Genomic DNA, 26199 nt, shown 5'->3' with positions numbered 1-26199 from the left:
TTAATTATTATATTTTGATAATAAATTTTGCACCAGTATATGAAATACCGTCAAAATCATAAGTTTCATTCCTTACTTCTATATTACCATTTAGACGTTTTGTTATAATCTCTACACTCATATACAATCCTATACCCGTACCTTGTGATTTATATTTTGTAGTAAAATATGGTTCAAAAATTCTATCAATAATATTATCTTCGATTCCTCCTGCATTATCTATTATTTCTATATACAAAGCATCTTCTTTTTTATATGTATTTATAAAAATTAATCTTCTTATTTCATCTTTAGTAATTAATGCATCTTTAGCATTATTAAGTATATTTATTAAAACTTGTATTAGATCATTTTCTATTGATAATAATTCATAGTTTTCTATATTTTTTATAATTTCTATATTACTTACATTAAACTGAGCATCAATTAATTTTAAAGTTTTTGTTAGTGTATTTTCTATTTTGAATTCGTTGAGAATACTATTTTTAGGATTAAAAAAACCTCTGAAGTCATCAATAGTTTGAGAAAGGTATTGTGCAGAATTATTAATAGTTACAAAAGTATCATCCAACTCTTTATCTGATAAACAATTCATCTCTTTTTGTAATCTTGCACCTGTAGATGCAGTTGTAATAGTAGATAATGGCTGTCTCCATTGATGTGCTATATTCCCTATCATTTCACCCATTGATGCCATTTTACTTTGTTGATATAATAATTCAGATTGTTGTTCTTTTTCCAATTCTAATTTCTTTGAATCAGTTATATCTTGTACTGTACCCATAATAAAAGTTTTGTCTTTATTTATTTCAGCTCTACAGTTAATCCATCTTATATCATTATCTGGTCTATTAATTCTATATATGCAGTTATGTTGTTCCCCTGTTTTAATACAGTTATTAAGAGAATTCTCAAAATAATGTACATCTTCTTTGACTATTAATGTTTTTATATATTCTGGTCCGAAATTTTTTTTATCTACATTTTCAACTCCAAACATACGAATAAACTCATTTGACCAATAAGCCTTATACGTACTTAAATCTAATTTCCAATCTCCTATATTAGCAATTTGTTGAGCTTTTAATAAGTTTTCTTTTTGAGTTACATTTTTAAAAATCTGCTTTTCTAAATTTTTTTTGTAACTTAAAATCTTTTTCTCTATTAATCTTGCTACGAAAAATGAAACAATAAGTAATACAATAGTAAATAAAAATCCATATAATAAAACATCTCTTTTATAACTACTATATTGTTTTTCTATATTTAACTTTCTTTTTTCTATAATTTTATTTGCATCAGATAATTTAAAACTTGTTCCAATAACCCATTCCCAATCATCAAACCTTTTTGAGAAAATGACTCTAGTTTCTTTTGTATCTTTATTATCCGTTACTGTTGGTTTTAAAGAAATAAAACTTCCTGCATTTTTCTCTTCTTTTGAAATTAAATCTTTAATATAATCATTCATATATGAGAATTCTTCTTCTTTTGATATATTATGATTTCTAGCTTTTTTTGATGGATGAAGAAGTACATTTCCTTTAAAATCAATTAAAAAAATATACCCATCATTCTTATATTGAAATTTTGATATTTGATTTAAAATTTTCTTTTTTAAGTTTTCTTCATACTCATCTAAATATATAGAGGTTGATATGATTAAATTATACGGCTCAAATTTTCTTACAAGTTCTATTTTCTTAAATTCTTTTGACTTATCATTTTCTTTAAAATGGTACCAATCTAAGAAGGATTCCTCTTGCGTCTTTAAAACTTCAATAATTTGACGCATAGGATAATTACCTTTATTATCTTTTATATTTAATAAACTTTTTCCTTCAAGTTGGGGATTTATTGGTTCTAATATATTTACCCCATTCATATTATGAATAGAAAAGTATGCTCTTCCTTCATTAAAGCGAATAGTTTCTATTGCATTTTTAATTTGCTTAATTATTTCATCTTTTGAATAAGTATCTTTATTTTTAAGATATATATTTGTAGTAATTTGATAAACATTATTTATTTTACTTTTTAAATCTTTTCTTAATAGTTCTTCTGTTGTTCGTTTTTCATTTTTTATATAATTAAAAATCGTATTTATATTTGAGTATAAGGTATCTTTCTCAATATTTATATACTCTGTTTCAACGAATAATTTTTCAGTCTTAAAATCTCGTTCTTGTTCCTCGTACATTATGAATATTACGATGATGCATGTTAAAACAATTATAATAGGAGGTGTGTATTTTATAATGTTTAATAAGTTATTAACTTTTTTATTCATAAACTCTCTCATATTCTTTTTACTTATAGTATATAAGATTATTTCTTAATTAATATCAGTAAATAGCTAAATAATAATTAAAACTTATTTCTTCATATTTTATCCACTTTATTTACTCAAATTCATGATATTAAAGAATAATGTTATATCATCATTCTAAATTAAAGAAGAAGATATTAAAATGAATTATATAAAAAAACTTAATCAAAAAATATTTGTCAAAGGTACAGCTAAATCAGTAATTGGATTAGGTACAACTATGACTATTGGTTATGGAACTTTATATTACTCATTTGCAATAATGTCTGAAGAATTTGCAAAAGAATTTTTATGGACTAAATCATTTATTTTTGGAATTTTATCTCTTGGCATATTACTAGGAGGATTAATTGCTCCTCAAATTGGAAAACTTCTAGATAAATATGGAGCTAGAGGAATTATGAGTTTTGGCTCAGTTTTAAGTGCAATTGGATTATATAATCTTTCAATGATTGATTCAAAACTTGAATATATAATTGCTATACTTTTTTTGCAACTGGTTTCTGTTTTTGTACTCTATGAATCTGCTTTTATCGCTTTTGCTCAAATTGCTGGCAATAAAGCTCGATTACCTATTATTCAAGTTACATTAATTGCAGGATTCGCATCTACTATATTTTGGCCTCTAATAAGTTATTTACTAACAATGATTTCATGGAGAGAAGTTTATCAGATATTATCTTTGCTAAATATATTAATAGCTTTACCTATTCATTTTTTTATACTCAAGCCTAATTTAATTGTAAAACATGAACAAGATGATGAAGAAATAGAAGAATTTATTTATTTAGAAAACTTACATAAAAGAAATACTTTCATTTTATTATCTATTGCTTTTAGTTTAATTGCAATACCAATTACAGTAATGCAAACACAGTTTTTGACACTTTTTAAGAGTTTTGGAATTGAAATATCCCTAGCTATTACTTTGGGTGCATTAATTGGACCCTCCCAAGTGGGAATTAGAGTTTTTGAAATTTTATTTTCAAAATATATAACTCCAATTCATTCCGCTATTTTCTCAACTTTTTTAATGTCCCTTGGGTTGTTTGCATTACTTTTTAGTGGATATTCAATTACTATTGCACTAGTTTTTGTTTTATTATATGGAGCAGGACAAGGTTTAAGTGATATTATTAGGGGCACTTTACCTTTGTATCTTTTTGGTAAAGATGGATATGGAAAAACAACTGGGAAACTAAACTTTTTTCGTTTAATTATGACATCAACCGTTCCTTTTTCTTTTGCTTTTATGCTTGAAAATTATGGAGGAACATTTTCTACTATATTTTTATTAGTAGTAACAATAATTGCTACAATATTATTAACATATGTAAATATAGTATATAAAAGTATAAATCCTTAGCTTATACTTTTTATATAATATCTCTCATTTTCTTTTTCAAGTTTAATATCTATTTCAAAAATCTCGGATAAATTATCAGAATTTAATACTTCATCTTTTTTACCTTGCTTATAAATAGTATTATTATATACAAGTGCAACATTTGAAACCTCAGGGAAAATTTCTTCAATATGATGAGTCACTAGAATAATAGATGCTTTACTTGAAAGCTTTTGAATTAGCTTAATAAAATTGTTTTGAGCTTTTATATCAAGTCCTACTGTTGGTTCATCTAAAATAAATGCTTTTGGATTATGAATAAGTGCTCGTCCTATAATACAACGTCTTAATTGTCCCGTACTCATTTGACTTACTTTTTTATCTTTCATCTTTGAAATTTCTAAAAAATCTAAAACCTCTAAAGCTTTATCGTGTTGTTCTTGAGTAAAATCTTGATGTTTAAAAACTCCAATTGTACTAAAATGTCCACTTAAAATCACTTCATAAGCACTTAAAAAACTTCCTTGCTTTTCAAAATAATTATGTAAATCATTAGTAATAATTCCAAGATTTTTTTTCAAATCAAAGATACTCCATCTATTTTGTCCAAATATCTCTTTTTTAAATGTATATTTTGTATTTGGGTAAAGATCGTTTGATATAAGTTTAATTAATGTAGATTTTCCACTTCCATTTGAACCTAAAATCACCCAATGCTCTTTTTCTTTTATTTTTAAATTTATATTTTCAAGTACTGGCTTAACATCATAACTTACATATATATTTTCGAAATCTATTATTGTATTTAGATTTTCATCTGTATTATTCAAAATAATATCCTCTTTTTTTGTTTTTATTTATCTTAATTTTATCATTTTTTTTTATATTATTCATTAGATAATATTTATTATATTGATAACTATTATTACTATTATCTAAAATTAAGTTTCATAAAGCTACTATTCTGAGATTAATTATCAAAAAGGAATAAATACATGAAAATTTCACACTTATCAGCAGCTGCATTACTTCTATCTAGTAGTATGTTTGCAAATGATTCTATTAACTCTTCTATTAAAAATGGAACTATTATCGGAGATATAACATTATATGCTGAAAAATCAGATTTAAAAGGAAATAATCCTGATTCAGGTTTTACATCTGGATCAATTGGACTTGGATATGAAACAGCTGATTTTAATGGCTTTAAAGCATCTGTTGGTTTTAGAGGAAATCATGATTTTTCAGAAGTTGAAAATGGAGATTATGGAGAAACAGACAAAACAATATTACATACTGCCAATATTTCTTATGGAAATGAGCAAGCAAATTTAACTGTTGGTCGTCAAGAAGTTGATTTAGAATGGATGAGTGACTTCCATGAAGCTGCAATGTTAGGTATTACTGCAATTACTAATACTACAATAACTTTAGGATATACAAAAAGAGTTGCTGTAGCAGATGCTGATGCAGCTTTAGAAACATTTGATAAAGTAAATAATGATGATGGAGCTTATGTTTTAGACGTAAAATATGAAGGTATTAAAGGTTTAGTTATTAATCCTTATTATTATCATGCAAATGATACTGCTAGTTGGTATGGTCTTAAAGCTGATTATGATGTAGATAGTTTTGGAGTAACTGGACATATTGCTGCTTCTAATGAAGATCAAACAGGAGCAGAAGATGGACAAATTATGCACGTTGATGCTAGAACTAGTGTTGCTGGTTTAAGTTTAAATCTCGGATATATTAAAACTGATAAAGATGCAGGAATTGGAAGTATGGAAGCTGCTGCTGGTGAGAATATTAATCCACTGGAAGATGGTAACCAAGTATATGAAGCAGATGCAGATACTACTTACTTAGCGTTAAGCTATGAACTTGCAGGAATTGAATTGGCTTCAATTTATGGACAAACAAAATATGCACAAAATAAAGAAAAAGAATTAAATATTACTGCTGATTATAATATCACTGATAATTTATCAACAGGTTTACTTTTTGTAGATGTTAATGCACAAGATAGTGGTGATGATTATAATAAAATCACTGCAACTTTAGCATACTCTTTTTAGTAAAAAAAGGGAAAAGTTAAACTTTTCCCTTTTTTATAGAATCTTCTATTCATCATCTTTTGCAAATTTTTCATAAAGAAAACTCAAAATTGCTTCTCTACATCTAATATACTCAGGATCACTTTGTAGCTCAACTCTATTTCTAGGTCTGTCTAACTTTACTTCTAAAATTTCACCAATTGTAGCTTCTGGTCCATTTGTCATCATAATTACTTTATCACTTAATAAAACTGCTTCATCAATATCATGTGTAATAATAATTACAGTATTCTGAACACTTTGTTGTATTCTCATTAAATGTTCTTGCAAATTTGCACGAGTAAGAGAATCTAATGCACCAAAAGGTTCATCCATAAGTAAAACATCTGGTTTAATTGATAATGCTCTAGCAATCCCAACTCTTTGCTTCATTCCACCTGAAATTTCACCTGGATATTTATCTTTTGCATGGTCTAAATTTACCATTGAAACAAATTTTTCTACTCTTGCTCTTAATTCAGAAGATGATAATTCAGGCATAACTTTTTTTACTGCCATTTCTATATTTTCATATACACTCAACCATGGTAATAAAGAGTGATTTTGAAAAACAACAGCACGTTCAGGTCCTGGTCCTATTATCTCTTTATTATTTAAAATAATATTACCTTTAGTTTGTGCGTCAAGTCCTGCAATCATATTTAATAGTGTTGATTTACCACACCCACTATGTCCAATAATTGAAATTATTTCATTCTTTGCAATCTTAACATTTACATCAACAACTGCAACATATTCTTTTCCACCACCAAGAGGGAAACTTTTATGTATATTTTCTAATTCTAAAAATTTATTATCACTCATTTTTTATCCCTACGCTCTTTTTCTATAATCAAAATAATCTGCAATTTTTCCCATTATTACATCTAACATAAATCCAATCAAACCAACAAGTATAATACCAATTATAATATTGTGATAAGCTAGATTATTATATTCATCCCAAATCCAAAATCCAATACCAATACCACCTGTTAACATCTCAGCTGCAACAATAACTAACCATGCAATTCCTAAAGATAATCTCATACCCGTAAATATATAAGGAACAGCAACAGGTAATATAATTTTTGTTATCTTTTCTAAAGAAGTAAACTGTAATACCTTTGCAACATTTAAATAATCTTCATTAACATTTTTAACACCTAAAGCAGTATTTATAATAATTGGCCAGATTGATGTAACAAAAATCGTTGATATTGCAGTTGTATTAATATCTTGAAAAACAAATAGTAATAAAGGAAGCCAAGCTAGTGGTGAAACTGGCTTGAATATCTGAATAAATGGCTCTAATGCATATTGAAAGTTCTTACTCATTCCTACAAGTAATCCAATAGGAACTCCTACAATAATAGCTAAAACAAAACCTGCAAATACTCTCTCTAATGATGCTAATATCTGCCAAAACAAACCTTTGTCATCTTGATTTTCAATATAAAAAGGGTCTGATAAAACACCCTCAATTTCATCACCATCAGCAGTAACACCACCAAATGCATAGACATATGTATCACTAGGCGTTGGAAAATCCTCTACAATTGAGGCTAAACCTGACCAAACTTGAATTAAAACTAATAATACTATAAATGGAAATAGTATCTTTTTATATATTTCTTTATTCATCTTTTACCTTTATTTTGTTCTTTTATATGCCTAAAATCTGTAATTAAAACTTTATTGAAGTTAGGCATGTAAAAAGACAAAGTTTAGAACTTTATCTTTTCATACTTGCCTCGCCCTTGGTGGTACTAATGTGCATCACCTTCGGGTTCCAACTGATAAAAAACAAACTCGTGTCTTTTATTTTCCAGTTGTCACATATTTTGGATCTGCACAACCAGCAGGTCCATAGTGACACTCATATTTTGGTTGTTTTGTTTCAACTTTCCAGTTATTAACTTTCATTAAATCTTCTTTTGAAACTAATGAATTCTGAACTTTTACATCAAAGATATAATCAACAGCTTTGTTTGGATCCCAAACTTTTCCATCTAAAAACTTATTATATTCATCAACACCATCTTTTTTCCAAGCACTTGGAGGTAATGTATAATTAACTTCTTTTGCAACTTGCGCAAATAAATCTGGTCTATAAACTTTTTCAATTAAAGCTTTCATATCTACTGCTTTATCAAGTTGTCCCCATCTATACATTTGAGTAACAAACCACATACCATGTGAATAGAATGGATATGATGCATAATTATTTGCAAATACATTAAACATAGGATTAGCAGAATCTACACCTTTGTTATAAAGGAATGTTCCTGACATTGATTTTCTTAATACATTTTTTGGAGCATTTACATAATTTCTTTTAGCTAAATAACCAATAGCTTCTTCTCTATTTTCCCAAGATGCATCTAACCATTTTTGGGCTTTAATAACCGCTCTCATAACTGCTTTTGTAGTTTCTGGATTCTTTTTAACAAAATCAGCTCTTGCTTGTAAAACTTTTTCTGGATTATTATTCCAAATATCATAATTTGTAACTAGTGCAGAACCTTTACCTTTAAGAACTATTCTTGAATTCCATGGTTCACCAACACAGTAACCTTCAATATTACCTGCAATTAAATTCGAAGGCATTGTAGGAGGTGGGAAAGGTTTAATAGTACAATCTTGATCAGGTCTAATTCCTGATGAAGCCATCCAGTATCTTAATTCATAGTTATGTGTAGAAACAGGATGAACCATACCAAAACTTAAAGGTTGGTAGTTTTTACCCTCTTTTGCTCTTTTTGAATCAATATATTTTTTCAAAGAATCAGCAGTAACAGGACGTTCAGTTTTATCTAATCCAAACTCTTCCATTTTTTCAATAATATCATTACCATATGTAATTGCATTACCATTAAAGTCTAAAGATAATAAAGCTTGTAAATGGGCATTCCCATTGATCCCTAAAGTTGCAGCAATTGGCATACCTGCAAGTGCATGAGAAAAGTCATATTCACCAGAAATTACTTTTTGTTGAATTCCAGGCCAACCTCCCCCTTCTTTTGCAACATGTACATCTAAACCTTCTGCTTCAAAAAAACCTTTTTCTTTTGCTATTACTAATGGAGCACAATCAGTTAATGCAATAAAACCTATTTTTAATTTTGTTTTCTCTGGAGCTGCTAATAATGTACTTGCAACAATAGATACACCTAACCCAATTTTTAGAACCTGCTTAATCATCTTTTTCTCCTTTTGATTAATATAAATGTTTTTCATCTTTAATAGTAACACAGAGAAATGAGATAATATACAATTTTATGGATATTTTATATACATTAAAACTTAAGATTACATTAATAAATTTTAAATAAATTATAGAAATACCTTAAAATAGCTATTTATATTTTATTTTGTAATTTTTTACTTAATATTTCATGAATTTTTATGTAATAAACTTTTATATTATTGAATTGGATATAAAATATACATATAAAAGTAATGATTCTTATCTACGAGCTATATAATAAACTTATAATTACATTAAAGGAATAAAATGGCAGGATTAAAAGATTTAAGAGGTCAAGGACATGCACCAACATTGTTTATGGCCTTTTTATACTTTGACATGAGTTTTATGGTTTGGACAATGCTAGGTCCATTAAGTACAGAAATTGCAGAAGCTTTAGCTTTAACTGGACATATAATGACAGCAGGTGAAAAAGCTACTTTACTTTCTCTTCCTATTCTTTCAGGAGCAATATTAAGAGTTCTATTAGGATTTGGTGTTGATAAATTAGGGGCTAAATTAACAGCACTTATGTCACAAACTATTGTAATTGCTGCACTATTAACAGCATACTTTTTAGGAAATGAAATTTCTTATAATCAATTACTAATAGTTGCACTTGGTTTAGGTTTTGCTGGAGCTTCATTTGCAGTTGCACTTCCACAAGCTGGTCAATGGTATCCTCCTAAACTTCAAGGTGTTGTATTAGGAATTGCTGGAGCTGGTAATATTGGGGTTGTTATTGATTTCTTATTTGCTCCAAAAATTGCAGAAATTTGGGGATGGGAATCAGTATTTGGAGTTGGAGCATTTATGGCAATAATTGTTTTAATTGCATATTTCTTCTTAGCACAAGATGCTCCTGAAGATGTATATAAAAAGAATCCAAAGAAATTAAAAGACTATGGTAAACTTTTAAAAGATAAAGATACATGGTGGTTCTGCTTATTCTATGCCGTTTCATTTGGTGGATTTGTAGGATTTGCTGGATATATGAAAGTTTATTTAATGAATACCTATCAAGTTGATATGTCAGCATTTGGACTTGATGTATTAGATGAAGGGAATGTGAAAGTAATTGCTGGATACTTTGGTGCTTTATGTATTTTTGCAGGTGCTGTATTAAGGCCTGTTGGTGGAGCAATTGCTGATAAAATTGGTGGAGTTAGATCTTTATACTATTTTTATGGAACTGTAGCCTTATTAGCAATAATAAATGCAACTATGGCGTTACCATTTGCTGTTGCTATTTTAGTATTATTCTTAATTATGGCAAATCTTGGTATGGCAAATGGTGCCGTATTCCAACTAGTTCCTCAAAGATTTGGTAAAGATATTGGTATTATGACTGGTATTGTAGGATGTGCAGGAGGACTTGGTGGTACTGCACTAATTAAAACTCTTGGTTGGTCAAAAGGTGCATTTGATGGATACACTGCTGGATTCTTAATCTTTGCTCTTGTTGTATTTATTGCAATTTCAGGAATATCTCTTGTAAAAACTAGATGGAGAACTACTTGGGGAGTACAAGCTGGTGGTAGAATATAAAAAAAGGCAAAAACTTGAGTAAAAATAACATTAAAACTTCTGGATTTTCTCTTGCAAAAAGACAAGAAATTGTAGGAGATGATTACTATGAGATTAAACAATTTAATGACTTAACAATTGCTGTTCTTTGTGATGGAGTGGGTTCTGCAGAAGCAGGTGCCCAAGCAGCTAAAAAAGTAGCTCAACATATAGTTACTAATTTTAAAAATATTCCAAAAACTTGGAGTATTGAAAAAGCTATAAAAAGTTTTATTACATCAATTAATTCAATTTTATATGCCCAATCTATTCAGGACTATGAACGTCCTGAAATGGTAACAACTGTTACAGTAGCAGTTATAAAAGGAAATAGACTTTATGGTGCAAATGTTGGAGATAGCAGAATCTATTTATTTAGAAATAAAGAATTATCTCAACTTTCACATGACCATAATGAAGAAGGAATGGCTAGTGTATTAACTGATGCAATAGGTATTGATAAAGATGTTGAGATATTTTATTTTGAAAATAATATTGAAAAAGATGACAAAATTCTATTATGTAGTGATGGTCTTTATTCTGTTATGAGTGAAAATATGATTATAAATCATTTAGAAAATGGTGCTTATAGTATAGTGAAAAAAGCTAGTTCTTTAATGGAAGATAAACTTCCCGATGACACAAGTGCTGTTGTTTTAGAAGTTAATGACACTGATGAAATAGAAAAAATGAAACAACTAAAGTTAACTATTCCTAAAAAGTTAAAAAAAGGTGATGTTATTGATGGATATAAATTAACATTATCTTTAATTCAAAATGATAGAACATGGGTTTGTGAAAAAAATGAAGAAGAATATGTTATAAAGTTTGCACCTTATGAGGCCTTAGAAAATGACGAGATTTTAGATTTATATATTAAAGAAGTGTGGAATGCAAAAAGATTAAAAGCTGGTTTTTTCCCAAACTCTGAAGTACCACAAGATAGAACTTCACGTTATTATATTATGAAAAAACTCGATGGTATTACACTAAAACAATACCTTAAAAAAAGAACATTGTCTGTTGATGATGCAATTACTCTTACAAAAACTCTTTTAGCAATGAGTCAGTATTTATTAAAATATAACCTTGTCCATGGAGATATTAAACCTGAAAATATTATTGTTATGCAAAGAGATGAGAAAAGAATTTTTAAAGTTATTGATTTTGGTTCTATTACAGAAGTATTTTCTATTACTAATAAAGCAGGAACCGCCTCTTATCTTGCACCTGAAAGATTTAAAGAATCCGCAATAAATGAAAAAACAGAGATTTATTCAATTGGCGTTACATTATATGAAGCCCTAACACAAAAATATCCTTATGGCGAAATTGAACCTTTCCAAAACCCTACATTTAAAAGTATAAAACTACCTCAAAAATATAATAAAAATATTCCTCAATGGTTAGAAAATGTAATTTTAAGATCCACTTGCGCCGATGATGAACTTAGATATTCTAATTATTCATTAATGAAATATGAACTTGATAATCCCAATAAAGTACCAGCTTTTTTTAATAAAAACACACCTTTAATAGAAAGGAACCCTTTAAAAGTGTATAAATTTGGTTTCTATTTTCTTTTAATTCTTAACTTTATCTTACTAATGAAATTACTTTAAAAGTATATTTTTTATACATTATTTTCTTAATTTTACATTAATATACAGTATAATTTTGACTATATATTAAACATAATAGAAGTTAAGGTTAAAGAAATGATAAGATCAGTTTGTGGTTACTGTGGAGTTGGATGTGGTTTAGAATTTGATGAAAATAAATTAATTGGAGATGTAGTATATCCAACAAATGAAGGTAAACTTTGCTCAAAAGGTATTTCTGAATTAGTTAGTATCCAAACACCATCTAGATTATTAAGACCTCAAATAAGAGAAAATATTAAAAACGAATATAAAATCATTTCATGGGAAAATGCAATATCTACAATTGCGAATAAAATCAAAAAAACTTCAAAAGAAAAAATAGGCTTTTATTTATCAGGACAACTTCTAACTGAAGATTACTATATTGCAAATAAGTTAGGAAAAGGTTTTATTGGAACTAATAATGTCGATACTAATAGTAGAACTTGTATGTCAAGTGCGGTAAGTGCTCATAAAAAAGCTTTTGGTATAGACTATGTTCCTGTACGGATGGAAGATGTTCATAAAGCAGATTTACTTATACTTGCAGGGGCAAATACAGCTGAAGCTCATGTTGTATTTCATAATAGAATAAAAAGAGCAAAAAAAGCAGGTCTTAAAATAATTGTAATCGATCCTAGATTTACAGATACTGCAAAAATTGCAGATTTACATCTTCCTTTAAAACCAAATAGTGATATAGATTTTTTTAATTTAGTTTCAAAAAGAATAATTGATGAAGGACTTGTTGATCAAGAGTTTATAAAAACTCATGTTAATAATTATGAATTATTAACAAATAAATTCAAAAGAATTCCCGTAACTAAAATGCTAAAAAGAACAGGTCTAACAAAAGAACAATTTGAACAGTTTTGGCTTTTATATAAAGAAAATACAAATATTATAACAGCTTGGACAATGGGATTAAATCAATCTTCTCAAGGAGTTGATAAAAATCTTGCTTTAATTAATACTCATCTTTTAACTGGAAAAATATTCAAACCTGGAAATGGACCATTTTCTCTAACAGGCCAACCAAATGCAATGGGAGGTAGAGAAGTTGGCGGACTTTCAACTATGCTTGCTGTTCATTTAGGTTTTGATTCAGAATCAATCAAAAAAGTTTCTAAATTTTGGAATACAAAAAATATAGATAAAAAACCAGGACTTACTGCAACCCAAATGATGAATGCAAATTTAGATGTATTAATTATTTGTCATACAGATCCTGTTTATCATTTACCAAATAGAAATAAAGTAGAAGAACAGATCCAAAAAATTCCAATGGTAGTTGAACTAAATGCATATGATAATTCTGAAACATCAAACTTTGCACATATAAAACTTCCTGCAGCTCCTTGGGGAGAAAAAGAAGGAACACAAACAAACCTAGATAGAACAATCACAAAACAAGAAAAACTAACAAGATCTTCAATTGATTGTAAAACAGATTGGGAAATTTTTCAATTACTTGCATGTGAACTAGGATTTGAAAATGAGTTTAAGTATTCATCTGCCCAAGACATATTTGAAGAGTTTCAAGAAATGACTAAATTAAATCCACATTTAAATATTCATGAAACTTCATATGAAAATTTAAAAAAAGAACCCTTTATTTGGGGTGAAAAAATTAGAACAGATAAAGAGTTTTTTACAGAAAATAAAAAAGCAAATCTTCATTTTGTGCAAAATAAACTTCTTAGTGAAAAAACAAACCTAAACTATCCACTTATTCTTCTAACAGGTAGAACAAGAGATCAATGGCATAGTGGAACAAAAACAAATCTCCCAAGAACTCTTTTAAAATTTAAAGAGTTAAACTTCTGTGAAATTCATCCTAAAAATGCAAAGGCTTTTGATATAAAAGATGGAGACTTTATTAAAATTTCTTCAATTAGAGGAGAAATAGAATCTAAAGCTTTAATTACAGAAACTATCAAAGAAGACACTGTTTTTATACCAGTAAGCCATAGAGGAATAAATTACTTAACAAATGATTTATTAGATAAAGAATCCTTTCAACCGGACTATAATCACTCTGCAGTAAAAATTGAAAAAATACTTTAAGCTTAATTTTACATTAATTTTATCATATAAATTATTTATATGTCTATTTTTTATATAGTTTAAGTTTAATTCTACATAAATTTATTGCTAAACTTCTATATATAATATATTTGGAGTTTGGCATATGAAAGTTTTAGAAGAAGCACATAATTTAAGAAATAAGAAAATTAATAAAATTGAAAAAATGAAATCTGAACAAAATCCTATAGATTTTATTAAATCTTTTGAAGAATTTTGTAAGGGAGCTTACGAAGAAACGGTAACAGACAGTCATACTAAACACTTCTTAAAATGTCTAGGATTATATGATAAAGGTACAAGTGATACTTTTGTAATTAGAATTAGAATTCCAGGTGGACAATTGTCAGTTAAACAAGCTTTAAAACTTGCAGAATGTTCAAAAAAATATGGAAATGACTATATTGATATTACAACTAGAGGACAAGTTGAATTTAGATATTTAAAATTTAATGAACTTCCAGATTTATTAAAAGATTTAAACTCTGTGGGAATATCTGCAACTCAATGTGCAGGTGATAACTTTAGAGGTGTTGTAACATCACCACTTGATGGATATTCAAAAACATCTCCAATAGAAACTATTCCATTACTTAAAGAGATACAATCTGTATTTTTGAAACAAGAAGCTTGGATGGGAACACTTCCTAGAAAATTTAATATTGCTATTTTAGGTGATAGTGTAAATACATGTAATATTTTTGGTAATGACTGTGCTTTCGCATTAGCTAAAAAAAATGGCGAGTTGGGATTTAACTTATACCTTGGAGGTAAAGTTGGAGTTCAAGCAAGAGACTTAAACCTTTTTGTTAAAGATCACCAAGTAAAAGAAGTATTCGCATCAGTAATTTCATTATATAAAACTTATGGATTTAGAGATAATAGAAATAAAAATAGATTAACTTTCCTTTTAGATGCAGTAAGTTTAGAAGAGTTTGCAAAGTCTATTAAAGAGTACTCAAAACTTGAACTTCTTGAAGCTGGAGAATTACTTGTAAAAGATGAGTTTACACTCGAAGATTCTTCTACTATTGAACTTAAAGATAAAAAAAGTGCTATTCATTTTGGTATTCCTTCGGGAATATTTTCTGGAAGTGATTTAAAAGAAGCTGCTTTATTAGCACAAAAATATGATGGTGTTATTAGATTAACATATGAGCAAAGTTTTTACATAATAACTGATACAGAAAATATAGAAGATATTAAAAACTCAGCACTTTATAAAAAATATGATTCATACCACAATATTTATTTTAACAATCAAATTGCATGTCCTGGAAATAAAGAATGTTCTTTTGGAGTAATTCCAAGTAAACCTACAGCTATTGAAATGGCTCATTATTTAAATGAAAATATTCCAATAAAAGATGGAAAAGTTAGAATGTACTGGTCAGCATGTCCTAAAGGTTGTGGTATCCATGGTGTTGCTGATATAGGTTTTGAAGGTGCAAAAGCAAAAGATGAAGAAGGAAAATCATGTTTTGGAGTTAAAATTTTTATTGGTGGAAAAGCAGCATCATCTATATTAGAAGCAAGGCAATTAACAAAAGCTGTAACAATACCAAAAGCACAAGTTGTAGTAAAAGAGTTATTAACAATTTATAAAGAAGAAAAGAAAGAAAATGAAACTTTTGAAAGTTTTGATACAAGAGTTTTATCTCATTTGGAAATAGAAGAAATTCAAACAAGAATTGGTCTTTAGTCATGAGTACAAATGAAACTACTCCATTAGAAGACTTTTTAAACTACAAAGCAGATACAGATATGCAATGTGGAAATTACAGTATTGATATAGAAAAACCCAAAGAGGGAGAACAATATAGATTTCACTTTGATGCAACTGCTTGTGTAGGTTGTCATTGCTGTGAAGTTGCATGTAATGAGCAAAATAATAACCCTGCTGATATTAAATGGAGAAGAGTTGGTGAAACACAAAGTGGAATATTTCCAAAAGTTACAAATCATTTTAATTCAATGTCATGTAATCACTGTGTTGATCCAGAATGTCTAAAAGGATGTCCAACAGAATCTTATATTAAACTTGATAATGGAATTGTTTTTCATGATGATGATACATGTATTGGATGTCAATACTGCACATGGAACTGTCCTTATGAAGTTCCAGTTTTTAATGAAGATAGAGGAATAGTTACAAAATGTCATATGTGTCATGACAAACTTGAAGTTGGACAAACACCTGCATGTGTACAAGCTTGTCCTGCAGGTGCAATTGCTATTGAAATAGTAAATATTAAAGATTGGGTAGAAAAAGATATGGCAATACAAGGTGTTGCACCTCATCTACCAGATATTGAAATTACTAAACCTACAACAAGATATACAATAATTGAAGAAGAAAATACTCAAAAAGTAACTCCTGCAGATGCTCATATAATAAAGCCAAACCATTCAGAATGGCCTTTAGTATTTATGACTATTTTAACTCAAATATCTGTAGGTGGTTTTGCTACTTTAGTTTTAGGAGAATTAATAAATTTCCTTGGATTTAATCTTGCAAGTCCAAATATTTGGATGATGATTGCTGTATTTATTCCAGCAGCTATTGGTTTACCATTGTCAGCTTTACATCTAGGTCGACCTGGCCTTGCATATACGGCTATGAAGAATATTAAAACATCATGGTTAAGTAGAGAAGCTTTAGCACTTGGTGTTTATGCAGGTGGACTTGTCATCTTAATGGGTATTTTCTTTTTTGAATTTAATCAAGTATTTAAACTTCTAGTAGAACTTGGAGTATTAGCTATTGGAATATATGGTATTTATGCTCAATCTATGATTTATAGAATTAAAGCTAGGCCCTCTTGGAATAAAAAAGAAACAACTAAAATATTCTTTTATGTTTCATATATAGGAATATTACTAATAACACTAATATTAGTTTTAAATCAAGAATACACAACAGCAGGTGTCCTATTACCCTTTGCCCTATTTTTAGGGTTTCTTCAGTTTGAAGAATTTCATAAACAAAAAGATTTCTATAAAGAGTTAGAAGAAGAAACAGAAGATAACTTCTACCAACTAAATAAAACAAAGATTTTATATGAAGAGAACTTTTCTAAACATAATGATTATAGAGAAAGATCATTAAGTATTGGTGCTTTAGCACTACCTCTAATTGCTATGTTATTACTAGCTAGTGGAAATTACTCAACTACTATATTAGTTTTAGGGTTAAGTATTATTATTTCATTTTCAAGTGAAGTAGTATCAAGATTATTATTTTATAAAACAGCAGTGGCTTTAGGTCTTGCTGGGAATTTCTTCGCTGGGAATCAAAGGGGTTAATATGTTAGAAAAAATTAAAAACTTTAATGTAAAAGATTTTTTAGGACTAGATATCAAAAATGATAAATATTTCCTAGTTGATGATAAAGTATTTGGTAAAGTTGCAAAACAAAAAGCTCCTGATAAATGGATTCGTTCAACTTGTGGATATTGTGGAGTTGGATGTGGTTTATATATTGGAGTCAAAGATGGAAAGCCTACATATGTAAAAGGTGATCCTGCACATCCAGTTAATAAAGGTACTCTTTGTCCAAAAGGTTTAAGTGAACATGAAATGGTTCAAAGTCCTAATAGATATACTAAACCAATGATTAGAAAAAATGGTCAATTAGTTGAATCTACTTGGGATGAAGCATTTAAAACTACTAGTGATAAATTTAAAGAAATACAAGCTAAGCATGGAAATACTTCAGTAGGAGTTATCTCAACTGGACAATTATTAACTGAAGAATTTTATACTCTTGGTAAGTTTGTACAATTAGGGCTTAAAACAAATAACTATGATGGTAATACAACACTTTGTATGGCTAGTGCTGTTATGGGATATAAGCAAACTTTTGGAAGCGATGGACCAGTTGGATGTTATGAAGATTTTTCATACGCTGATACTATTATGTTAATTGGTGCAAATATCGCAGACAATCACCCTATTTTAAAACTACATATTGCAAAAAATAAAAAAATTACTGGGAAGAAACCTAAGATTATAGTAATTGATCCTAGATTTTCTAAGACTGCAAAAATGGCAGATATATTTGTTCCTATAAAACCTAGATCAGATTTAGCACTTATGAACGGCTTAGCTTATATCATTTTAGAACAAGGTTGGGAAGATGAAAAGTTTATTAGTGAGAGAACAACTGGGTTTAAAGATTTTAGAAAACATATTATGGCTAACTATACTCCACAAGAAGTAGCAATCACAACAGGAATAGATGTAAAAGATCTTTATGAATTAGCTCGAGTATATGCTAAATCACCAGCTGCAATGTCTGCTTGGACTATGGGTGTAAATCAAAGTTCAATTGCTACTGATACCGTTAGTGCTATTTGTAATCTTGCACTAATTACAGGAAATCTTGGAAGAAAAGGTGCAACTGCACTTTCAATTACAGGACAATGTAATGCTATGGGTACAAGAGAGACTGGATTTACTTCATCAATTCCAGGATATAGAAACTATGCTTCTTCATATGATAGAGAAGAGTATGCAACAATTGTAAATGTTCCTCTTGAAGATGTACCAACAAAAAGAGGATATTCTTATCCACAAATTATTGATGCGATTGAAGCAGGTGAAATAAAAGCCTTATGGATAGTAGCAACTAATCCTTTAGTCTCATTTCCTGATCAAAAGAAACTAAGACGTGCTTTAAATAAACTTGAACTTCTTGTAGTTCAAGATGCCTTTAAAAGTGAAACTTCACTAAAAGCTGATGTCGTATTCTCAGCTTCTACATGGAGTGAAAAAGAAGGTACTTATACAAATTCTGAAAGACGTTGTAACAGAGCTAGAAAAGCAGTAGAACCACTTGGTGATACTAAAAGTGATTTTGATATTGTTTTAGAATTTTCAAAATACTTTGAAGGTGAAAATGAAAGACTTTTCCCTAAATGGAAAAAACCTATTGATGCATTTAATGAATGGAAAAAAGTAAGTGCTGGAAGACTTTGTGATTATACGGGTATGACGTATGAGTTAATAGAAGAATTAGGAGGTATTCAATGGCCATGTAATGAAGCTAACCCAAAAGGAACACCAAGATTATACAGTGTTGATATGCCTTGCCCTACAGATGATGGAAAAGCAAAACTATTAGCTCTTGATTGGCTTCCTTTAAGTGAACCTCAAAACTCCACATTTCCACTTATTCTTAATACAGGACGTACAGTTGAACAATGGCATACAAGAACTAAAACAAAAACTATTTCAATACTAGATGATTTAGCACCGGAAGCTTGGATAGAAATCAATCCAGAAGATGCTAAAAAACTTGAAGTAAAAAGTGGTGAAAGACTTGATATTTCTTCAATTAGAGGAAAAATAAAAGATGTAATCGTAAGAGAATCTCAAAATGTAAGAGAGGGAAATATCTTCGTACCTTTCCATTATAATGAACAACTAATCAATACTATTACAAAAGCAGAGTTTGACCCTAAATCTTTTGAACCAAACTATAAACAATGTGCAGTTCAACTACATAGTATAAAAGTACCAGATGGGATTAAGTTTGTTGAAGAAGGAATTGCTGGAGAGTTGGAACATATTGTTGTAAAACATGAAACATCTTTGGTTAAAGAAAAAGATCATTCAGAGTTTTCTGTAAGTAAGAAATAGTTCACTAAAAAAATCAAAACTCTCTGGTTTAAATATGACCTGTTTTTACAAAAATTATTGTTTCTTCATTTACATATGGGAAGTGTTCACTCAAGTGAGGACTTCTTAGCCATGAATTTTTTGGATATTCTCCATGTTCATCTATAAAAGTACCTTCTAATACAACTATTTCTTCTCCACCCCAATGTTTATGTGGAGTAAATTTTTCGTCTTTAGGCCATTTTACCAATGCAGTTTGTTCATAAAGTGGCATCACTTCTAAATTACCTTGCCCTTGTAACCATTCTTCAGTATTAGTATTAATAATTAGTTCTTGGGTATCTGTAAAAAAGTTAGTCTTTCTAAAAATTACACAGCCATCATTTGATTTTGCTAATGCTTCATTCTCTTTAGGTAATCTTAAATAAGTTCCTTTAGGATGTTCTCCGTATTCATTAATATAAATACCTTCTACTACAAATATTTCTACACTATTTATTTTTTCTGTTTGATTTAAAAAAGAACCTTCATTTAACTTAATAAATGAAGTTTCCTCTTTATCTTTTATGGCTAGTATTTTTTTTAATATATCTTTAGTTTCTACTTTTTGCCATTGAATAGTATTTGTATCTATAAATGCTCTTTTTTCGTAATCATGATTCATTTTAATATTCTCTTTTATTTATTATAGTATATAGTAAATAATGAAAGATTAAATTAAAGTATTCCTAATTATTTTATACTAAAATTTTTAATCCAATTATACTTATTATAATCAAAGACATAAAACTTAATCTTTTCAATCCCGCATGTTCTCCATATAAAATTATCCCAATAAGAGTAGCTCCTACTCCACCAATTCCTGTCCATATCGCATAAGTAATCCCCATTGGCAAAGTTCTCATTGCATAAGATAAGAAAAAAAAGCTCATTCCAAATGAAAGGATAATAAATAAAAACACTTGTTTATTTTTCTTTTTTTTGTAAAAATTCATCATTAATACACCTAATACCTCACAACATCCAGCAAGGATAAGACTAATCCACTCCATTATATTCTCTCTTTTTCAAGTGCTAATTCATTACTAGTTGTAACCATTTTTAATCCAATTACACCTATTATTAACATTATAATGAAGAAAATTTTCAGAAGTGTTATTTCTTGATTAAACAATATAACATCAGCTAAAATTGTTCCAACCGTACCAATACCTGTAAAAACCGTATAAGTGGTTCCAATGGGTAATTTTTTATTTGCAAATGTTAATAAAACAAATGTTAAGAGAATGCATATTATAGTGCCAATCCATTCTATTATATTTGTTGAATACTTAAGTCCAATCACCCATATAACTTCAAAAATAGTAGCTATAAAAACTGCCATCCAATATTTATTCATCAAATATCTCCTTTATTATGTTTTATTAACAACTCATTTATTGCAAGTAAATATTCTGAAAAATAATGTTTAAAATTAAAGTTTGTATCCATTAAAGAGTGTAAATACATTCCATCTACTGTAGCTAAAATACTACGTGGGAATTTTTTAGCATTTTCTTTTAAACAATCTTTTTTTATTAATTCATCAATCATTTCTTCAATATACTTTAATAGTAAATAATAAAAATTTCTATTAAGTTTTTGAATATCTCCATTTTCAGTGTTGATATATAAATGAAATGTACTTTTTAATAACTTAGCTAATTCAATAAATTCTGGATCTTTTTCTTCTATAAAAAATGAAAAGAACATACTCAATTTATCAAGAAAATTAGTTTTCAATTTTGTTTGTTCATATTTATAATTAAACATTTCATAACATTTAGTATCTATAACTTTACATATAAGTTCTTCTTTTGTTTTAAAATAATAATAAAATTGGCCTTTTGACATATCTATCATTGAGATAAATTTATTTAATGAAAATTGGTTAATACCGTTTTTTATCAATTCATCATATGCTTTTCCACAAATATACTTTTTTTTATCAAGTTCTTTTGACATTATTTCTCCTTTATAAACCAGTGGTCTAATCTTAACGAGTGTATCCTTTTATAAAAATTAAACCACTGGTCTAAATTGTGATTATCTAAAACAGTTGTCATCTATTTTGTCGATTACTTATAAAGATATAGTTTTCATGACTTGTTTTAAATTATCTCTTTTACGACAGATGTAAAATTTATATTACTCTAAAACTTAAAGTATGTTTTCACATGATGTTAGGGAATATAAAAGTAGTTCTCTTAAATCTAGCATATAGCATAAACACAAAATAACTCTTGGATGCTAGTATCATTTATTAAGAGATTAAATAATTGCAAGTTTCATGACAGACTACTATTCTATAATTCATTAAATCTTTTAGAAGGGTAAATTATGAATTATAAAAAACTATTTTTTCCAATTGGTGGAGGAGATGAATTAGAAGAAAGATTATATGCTGCACTATTACTTGCAAAAACTCTAGATACAAAACTAGAGATTTTAAAATGTGGTCTAAAATCAAATATTAATATGTATAAGACATTATCCCTTCCAAAAGATATTTTGAATAAAATTGATGAAGTAGTAGATAATAAGTATGATGATGAAAACATCGAGTTTAAATTACTTTTTGAAAAAGTAGCCAAAAAAATTGGTATAAATATAGATGATACATCTTCGCAAGAAAATGCTTTTGCCTATCTTAAAATTAAAGAAGGTATCAGAAGTACTTTAATTGAGCAAGAATCAAAATTTTGTGATTTAGTTATAGCAGCAGCGCCTCCTTCTGGTGTTACAACAGCTACTTTTGAAACTGCCGTACTTAAAAGTGGAAAACCAGTATTAATGTTCCCTAGAATAATGAAAAACTTTTCTGTGAACTCAATCATTATTGGATGGAATAATTCAACAGAAGCTTCACGTGCTCTTACTTCATCAATTAGTTTATTAAAAAAAGCTCAAAGAGTTCATATAGTATCTTCTCCTCAATATATAGAAGATTCCCAAATTATGCAAAATTTAATTGATTACTTAAAAGAGCATGAAATTGATGCAAGTTTTGAAATTGTTGAAACAACAAAAATTCCAGGACAGGCTTTACTAAATGCAGCATTAGATGGTAATTTTGATTTAATTGTTGCAGGTGCATATGGACATAAAGGTCTTAAAGAATTGATGTTTGGTGGTGCAACAAGATATCTATTAGAAAAATCTACTTTACCAATTTTTATGACTCATTAGTTATGATAGAATTAGTTTATGAAAATATTAATATTAGAAGATAATGAAACATTAGCAAATGGTATAGAAAAAAAACTAAATGAAGTAGGTTTTATCACAGATGTTTTTTACGATGGGGAAGAAGGTCTTTACACATTAGAAACTTCAATTTATGATTTACTTATATTAGATTTAGGATTACCTGGAATTGATGGAATCGAAATCATTAAAAAGTTAAGAAAATCTCAAAAGAATCTTCCTATTTTAGTTATCTCTGCAAGAGATAAACTAGATCAAAGAATTTTAGGTTTAGATACAGGGGCAGATGATTATTTATGTAAGCCTTTTGAACTAGATGAAGTAATTGCACGTGTTCAAGCACTACTAAGACGAAGTAATAATCAAGTATCAAATACAATCACATATAATGATTTAAAATTTGACACTCAAACACATATACTATTAAAAGATGAAAAAACAATTGATTTAAGTAAAAGAGAACTAACTATATTTGAATATTTAATTCAAAATTTAAATGCAATTGTAAGTAAAGAAAACATTGTTGAACATATTACAACTATTGATGATGAATTTAATCCAACTGCTGTAGAAACATATATTTCAAGGTTAAGAAAAAAACTCGGAACTTCAATAAATTTAAAGACAGTTCGTGGTTTAGGTTATATGATGAGTTAATATGAACTATTATTATAAAAATATACATTCAATTAAATCTCGATTAATAAAATGGCTGATATTTCCATTTGCCATACTGACAATAGTTCTTTTTATTTATATATATTTAACTTTACAAGAAAAAGTAAATACATTTTTTGATAAAAGACTTTATGCAACAGCTCAAAGTATTGAAGAAAATATTGGCATTGCAAACTCTAAACTCTTTGTTGATTTACCAAATTTTTCTATTGATTTACTTTCAACACATGAGAAAGGTTTAGTTTATTATTCTGTTGTTAATGAAAATAATGAATTACTTATAGGACATGGTTTACTTTTTAATAAAAGAATTCTAATTAATTTAAAAAAAAGATTTTATAACCTTACTTATGATGGAGTAAAATTAAGAGCAGTATCTTATAAAACTACATTAAATAGCGCTGGTAAAATTCATACTGCATATATTACTATTGGTGAAACAACAGAAGAAAGAGAAGAGAATATAAATTATGTTTTAACTCTTATGTTTATAATAATGTCAATAGTAATATTTTTTACCATCACAATCACTATTATTGCTGTTAATGAAGGGTTAAAACCTTTGGATAATTTAAAGAAGATTATAAAAAAAAGAGATGATAGAGACTTAGAACCTTTAGTATTTAAAGCACCAAAAGAATTAGAAGATGTTGTAAATAGTATTAATATATTATTAGATAGAAGTAGAGATACAATAGATTATATTGAACAATTTAACTCTGATGTATCTCATCAATTAAGAACACCTTTAGCTGAGATGAAAGTAAAACTTGAATTACACTATGATAATAAAAATGAAGATTTTCATGCTTTAAATTCATTATTAAATAATATGACACATATCACAGAACAACTTCTTTTATATGCAAAAACAAATCCTAATACTATTAATTTTAAACGTTTTAAAAAACAAAGTTTAAATAAATTATGTAAAGAATACAGTCTAAAAACAGCACCAAGAGTTTATGCAAAAGGTTTTGAATTTGAATTTGAAGATCTAGAAGAAGAAGTATTTATTCAAACAGATTCTATTCTATTAGAAAGCATGATGGATAATATTATTAACAATGCTTTACACTATGCCGTTGATGAAAATGGAAAACCTATTGGAGTGATAACCTTATCATTACAAAGACATAATAATACTATTTGGTTAAGTATTAAAGATCAAGGGATAGGTGTTCCTAAAGAAAACCTAAAATCTATTTTTGAAAGATATTATAGAGTTGATTCAACAAAACAAGGTTCAGGATTAGGTCTTAGTATTGTAAAACAAATTACTGTTTTACATCAAGCAAAAGTAATTGCAACAAATGAAAATGGTTTAAAAATATCAATAGTTTTTGATCACAAAAAACAAGAAGATTAATTATCTAGTAAATATTTATACTTCTTAAATATTTCATATGAATTATTTAAAATCTCTGTAGATCTTTTAGAACCAAGCCATGAATACCCTATATTTCTATGCTTTAGATGTTTTTGTATTCTCCGTTTAGCTAGTGTTCTTTTTATCGCATTTTTTAAAATCTTAAATCTTTTAGGATATTTTACTTTAAACCTCTTTGCTACTGCAAAACCTCTTGTTGGTCCATTTATAATAGGCATTTTTATATTACTTTCTTTTAATGCTTCATTTAATGTTGGAGCATCCCATCTTCTAGATCTTCTTTCAGAAGAAATTACAAGAGCTTTGATTTTATCTCTATATTTTTCACTACCTTGGGCTGCTGTTATTAAAATATCTGCTTTTTGAGTAAACAAAGCCTCTCTTACTGCTCTTCCACCATTGTAAACTTGAATATCAATATTTTTAAAAGGAATATCAAAGTTCTTTAAAAGTAATTTTAATAATAAATGCCCACTAGATTTATTAATCACAGCAATACTAATAGTATTTGGATATTTTTTTATATGATTTAATACTTGAAGAATAGAATTAAACTCAGAGTTTTTATTTACTGCAATAAAATCATAATCAAACCATTGTAAGTTAATTATTTCAAAATCATCTAAGGCATATTTAGCTTGTCCACTTAAAATAGTATTTGGAAGATAAGGTAAAAAAGTTGAAGAAAAAACTGTATAACCATCAGCTGTTTGATTTAGAACATAATTTGCTGCTTCTAAAGAAGCTTTCTTTTTCATATTTTTAACTTTTATTTGAGTATCAAGTTCATTTTCTAGAAATTTTGTCATTTCTCTTGTCATTCTATCGGCACTACCACCTTCACCTAAGCCAACAACAAACTCTATTGGTTTACTTGGATAAGTATCTGCAAAGATTAAACTGTTAAAAAAAAAGAAAAGAGTGATAAATATTTTCATGATACACCTT

Annotated in this window: 21 protein-coding genes; 11 read left to right on the top strand and 10 right to left on the bottom strand. The window is 28.0% G+C overall.

The window, feature by feature from the left end; all coding sequences use genetic code 11:
- Positions 1 to 7: 7 nt before the first annotated feature.
- Positions 8 to 2290, bottom strand: coding sequence for a cache domain-containing protein (locus KO488_RS14405; RefSeq protein WP_216059500.1), 2283 nt, complete (start codon positions 2288 to 2290; stop codon positions 8 to 10).
- 181 nt (positions 2291 to 2471) lie between these two features.
- Between KO488_RS14405 and KO488_RS14400 the strand changes: the two genes are divergently transcribed.
- Positions 2472 to 3695, top strand: a complete 1224-nt coding sequence (locus KO488_RS14400) for an MFS transporter (RefSeq protein WP_216059499.1) — start codon at positions 2472 to 2474, stop codon at positions 3693 to 3695.
- Here the strand turns inward: KO488_RS14400 and KO488_RS14395 are convergent.
- Positions 3692 to 4504, bottom strand: a complete 813-nt coding sequence (locus KO488_RS14395) for an ABC transporter ATP-binding protein (RefSeq protein WP_228319223.1) — start codon at positions 4502 to 4504, stop codon at positions 3692 to 3694. The genes KO488_RS14400 and KO488_RS14395 overlap by 4 nt on opposite strands.
- Positions 4505 to 4669: 165 nt before the next feature.
- Here KO488_RS14395 and KO488_RS14390 point away from each other — a divergent pair, with 165 nt between their 5' ends.
- Positions 4670 to 5752 carry an Opr family porin gene (locus KO488_RS14390; protein WP_216059498.1) on the top strand — a complete coding sequence of 361 codons (1083 nt, stop codon included), beginning with the start codon at positions 4670 to 4672 and terminating at the stop codon, positions 5750 to 5752.
- 45 nt (positions 5753 to 5797) lie between these two features.
- Here KO488_RS14390 and KO488_RS14385 read toward each other — a convergent pair whose 3' ends face one another.
- The 3 genes from KO488_RS14385 to KO488_RS14375 all read right to left on the bottom strand — a co-directional run bounded on the left by KO488_RS14385 (position 5798) and on the right by KO488_RS14375 (position 8974).
- On the bottom strand, positions 5798 to 6595 hold the full coding sequence (locus KO488_RS14385; RefSeq protein ID WP_216059497.1) for an ABC transporter ATP-binding protein: 798 nt from the start codon (positions 6593 to 6595) through the stop codon (positions 5798 to 5800).
- Positions 6596 to 6604: 9 nt separating this feature from the next.
- Complete coding sequence (gene ntrB, locus KO488_RS14380; RefSeq protein WP_216059496.1) at positions 6605 to 7414, bottom strand: nitrate ABC transporter permease; 810 nt, start codon at positions 7412 to 7414, stop codon at positions 6605 to 6607.
- A 177-nt stretch (positions 7415 to 7591) separates the two neighbouring features.
- Entirely contained in the window at positions 7592 to 8974 is a 1383-nt protein-coding gene (locus KO488_RS14375) for a CmpA/NrtA family ABC transporter substrate-binding protein (protein WP_216059495.1), read from the bottom strand.
- A gap of 313 nt (positions 8975 to 9287) precedes the next feature.
- Between KO488_RS14375 and KO488_RS14370 the strand changes: the two genes are divergently transcribed.
- The 6 genes from KO488_RS14370 (at position 9288) to KO488_RS14345 (ending at position 19958) form a co-directional block, all read left to right on the top strand.
- Positions 9288 to 10568, top strand: coding sequence for an MFS transporter (locus KO488_RS14370; protein ID WP_216059494.1), 1281 nt, complete (start codon positions 9288 to 9290; stop codon positions 10566 to 10568).
- A gap of 14 nt (positions 10569 to 10582) precedes the next feature.
- Positions 10583 to 12208, top strand: coding sequence for a protein kinase domain-containing protein (locus KO488_RS14365; RefSeq protein ID WP_216059493.1), 1626 nt, complete (start codon positions 10583 to 10585; stop codon positions 12206 to 12208).
- Positions 12209 to 12304: 96 nt separating this feature from the next.
- Entirely contained in the window at positions 12305 to 14296 is a 1992-nt protein-coding gene (locus KO488_RS14360; RefSeq protein WP_216059492.1) for a molybdopterin oxidoreductase family protein, read from the top strand.
- A 124-nt stretch (positions 14297 to 14420) separates the two neighbouring features.
- The gene (locus tag KO488_RS14355) at positions 14421 to 16016 is read left to right on the top strand and encodes a ferredoxin--nitrite reductase (protein WP_216059491.1); all 1596 of its coding nucleotides are present in this window, start codon (positions 14421 to 14423) and stop codon (positions 16014 to 16016) included.
- A gap of 2 nt (positions 16017 to 16018) precedes the next feature.
- Positions 16019 to 17620, top strand: coding sequence for a DmsC/YnfH family molybdoenzyme membrane anchor subunit (locus tag KO488_RS14350; RefSeq protein ID WP_216059490.1), 1602 nt, complete (start codon positions 16019 to 16021; stop codon positions 17618 to 17620).
- 1 nt (position 17621) lies between these two features.
- The gene (locus tag KO488_RS14345; protein ID WP_216059489.1) at positions 17622 to 19958 is read left to right on the top strand and encodes a molybdopterin oxidoreductase family protein; all 2337 of its coding nucleotides are present in this window, start codon (positions 17622 to 17624) and stop codon (positions 19956 to 19958) included.
- A gap of 28 nt (positions 19959 to 19986) precedes the next feature.
- Here KO488_RS14345 and KO488_RS14340 read toward each other — a convergent pair whose 3' ends face one another.
- The 4 genes from KO488_RS14340 to KO488_RS14325 form a co-directional block, all read right to left on the bottom strand.
- Positions 19987 to 20601: a cupin domain-containing protein gene (locus KO488_RS14340; RefSeq protein WP_216059488.1), complete on the bottom strand. Its 615-nt coding sequence runs from the start codon at positions 20599 to 20601 to the stop codon at positions 19987 to 19989.
- Positions 20602 to 20674: 73 nt separating this feature from the next.
- The gene (locus tag KO488_RS14335) at positions 20675 to 20989 is read right to left on the bottom strand and encodes a DMT family transporter (RefSeq protein WP_228319221.1); all 315 of its coding nucleotides are present in this window, start codon (positions 20987 to 20989) and stop codon (positions 20675 to 20677) included.
- Entirely contained in the window at positions 20989 to 21336 is a 348-nt protein-coding gene (locus KO488_RS14330) for a DMT family transporter (protein WP_228319219.1), read from the bottom strand. The genes KO488_RS14335 and KO488_RS14330 overlap by 1 nt, the downstream gene beginning before the upstream one ends.
- Positions 21336 to 21941 (bottom strand): TetR/AcrR family transcriptional regulator, encoded by a 606-nt coding sequence (locus KO488_RS14325; RefSeq protein ID WP_216059487.1) that lies wholly within the window; start codon positions 21939 to 21941, stop codon positions 21336 to 21338. The genes KO488_RS14330 and KO488_RS14325 overlap by 1 nt, the downstream gene beginning before the upstream one ends.
- A 375-nt stretch (positions 21942 to 22316) precedes the next feature.
- Here KO488_RS14325 and KO488_RS14320 point away from each other — a divergent pair, with 375 nt between their 5' ends.
- From KO488_RS14320 to KO488_RS14310, 3 genes are read left to right on the top strand one after another with little or no spacing between them, the layout of a single operon-like run.
- Positions 22317 to 23165, top strand: a complete 849-nt coding sequence (locus KO488_RS14320) for a universal stress protein (RefSeq protein ID WP_216059486.1) — start codon at positions 22317 to 22319, stop codon at positions 23163 to 23165.
- A gap of 18 nt (positions 23166 to 23183) precedes the next feature.
- On the top strand, positions 23184 to 23840 hold the full coding sequence (locus KO488_RS14315; protein WP_216059485.1) for a response regulator transcription factor: 657 nt from the start codon (positions 23184 to 23186) through the stop codon (positions 23838 to 23840).
- A gap of 1 nt (position 23841) precedes the next feature.
- Entirely contained in the window at positions 23842 to 25230 is a 1389-nt protein-coding gene (locus KO488_RS14310) for a sensor histidine kinase (protein ID WP_216059484.1), read from the top strand.
- Here the strand turns inward: KO488_RS14310 and KO488_RS14305 are convergent.
- Complete coding sequence (locus KO488_RS14305) at positions 25227 to 26189, bottom strand: tripartite tricarboxylate transporter substrate-binding protein (RefSeq protein ID WP_216059483.1); 963 nt, start codon at positions 26187 to 26189, stop codon at positions 25227 to 25229. The two genes, KO488_RS14310 and KO488_RS14305, sit on opposite strands and share 4 nt — an antisense overlap.
- Positions 26190 to 26199: the final 10 nt, after the last annotated feature.

Source organism: Poseidonibacter lekithochrous (genome assembly GCF_018861145.1).
Classification (GTDB): domain Bacteria; phylum Campylobacterota; class Campylobacteria; order Campylobacterales; family Arcobacteraceae; genus Poseidonibacter; species Poseidonibacter lekithochrous_A.
Note: the sequence above shows the minus strand (reverse complement) of the source record. Positions and strands in the feature narration are given on the sequence as shown.

Bases quoted from the DNA above. Each gene is read 5' to 3' on its own strand.
- KO488_RS14355 (WP_216059491.1), top strand. From the start codon at position 14,421: ATGAAAGTTTTAGAAGAAGCACATAATTTAAGAAATAAGAAAATTAAT.
- KO488_RS14360 (WP_216059492.1), top strand. From the start codon at position 12,305: ATGATAAGATCAGTTTGTGGTTACTGTGGAGTTGGATGTGGTTTAGAA.
- KO488_RS14340 (WP_216059488.1), bottom strand. From the start codon at position 20,601: ATGAATCATGATTACGAAAAAAGAGCATTTATAGATACAAATACTATT.
- KO488_RS14405 (WP_216059500.1), bottom strand. From the start codon at position 2,290: ATGAATAAAAAAGTTAATAACTTATTAAACATTATAAAATACACACCT.
- KO488_RS14310 (WP_216059484.1), top strand. From the start codon at position 23,842: ATGAACTATTATTATAAAAATATACATTCAATTAAATCTCGATTAATA.
- KO488_RS14315 (WP_216059485.1), top strand. From the start codon at position 23,184: ATGAAAATATTAATATTAGAAGATAATGAAACATTAGCAAATGGTATA.
- KO488_RS14330 (WP_228319219.1), bottom strand. From the start codon at position 21,336: ATGAATAAATATTGGATGGCAGTTTTTATAGCTACTATTTTTGAAGTT.
- KO488_RS14325 (WP_216059487.1), bottom strand. From the start codon at position 21,941: ATGTCAAAAGAACTTGATAAAAAAAAGTATATTTGTGGAAAAGCATAT.
- KO488_RS14345 (WP_216059489.1), top strand. From the start codon at position 17,622: ATGTTAGAAAAAATTAAAAACTTTAATGTAAAAGATTTTTTAGGACTA.
- KO488_RS14375 (WP_216059495.1), bottom strand. From the start codon at position 8,974: ATGATTAAGCAGGTTCTAAAAATTGGGTTAGGTGTATCTATTGTTGCA.
- KO488_RS14390 (WP_216059498.1), top strand. From the start codon at position 4,670: ATGAAAATTTCACACTTATCAGCAGCTGCATTACTTCTATCTAGTAGT.
- KO488_RS14385 (WP_216059497.1), bottom strand. From the start codon at position 6,595: ATGAGTGATAATAAATTTTTAGAATTAGAAAATATACATAAAAGTTTC.
- KO488_RS14320 (WP_216059486.1), top strand. From the start codon at position 22,317: ATGAATTATAAAAAACTATTTTTTCCAATTGGTGGAGGAGATGAATTA.
- KO488_RS14400 (WP_216059499.1), top strand. From the start codon at position 2,472: ATGAATTATATAAAAAAACTTAATCAAAAAATATTTGTCAAAGGTACA.
- KO488_RS14305 (WP_216059483.1), bottom strand. From the start codon at position 26,189: ATGAAAATATTTATCACTCTTTTCTTTTTTTTTAACAGTTTAATCTTT.
- KO488_RS14370 (WP_216059494.1), top strand. From the start codon at position 9,288: ATGGCAGGATTAAAAGATTTAAGAGGTCAAGGACATGCACCAACATTG.
- KO488_RS14335 (WP_228319221.1), bottom strand. From the start codon at position 20,989: ATGGAGTGGATTAGTCTTATCCTTGCTGGATGTTGTGAGGTATTAGGT.
- KO488_RS14350 (WP_216059490.1), top strand. From the start codon at position 16,019: ATGAGTACAAATGAAACTACTCCATTAGAAGACTTTTTAAACTACAAA.
- ntrB (WP_216059496.1), bottom strand. From the start codon at position 7,414: ATGAATAAAGAAATATATAAAAAGATACTATTTCCATTTATAGTATTA.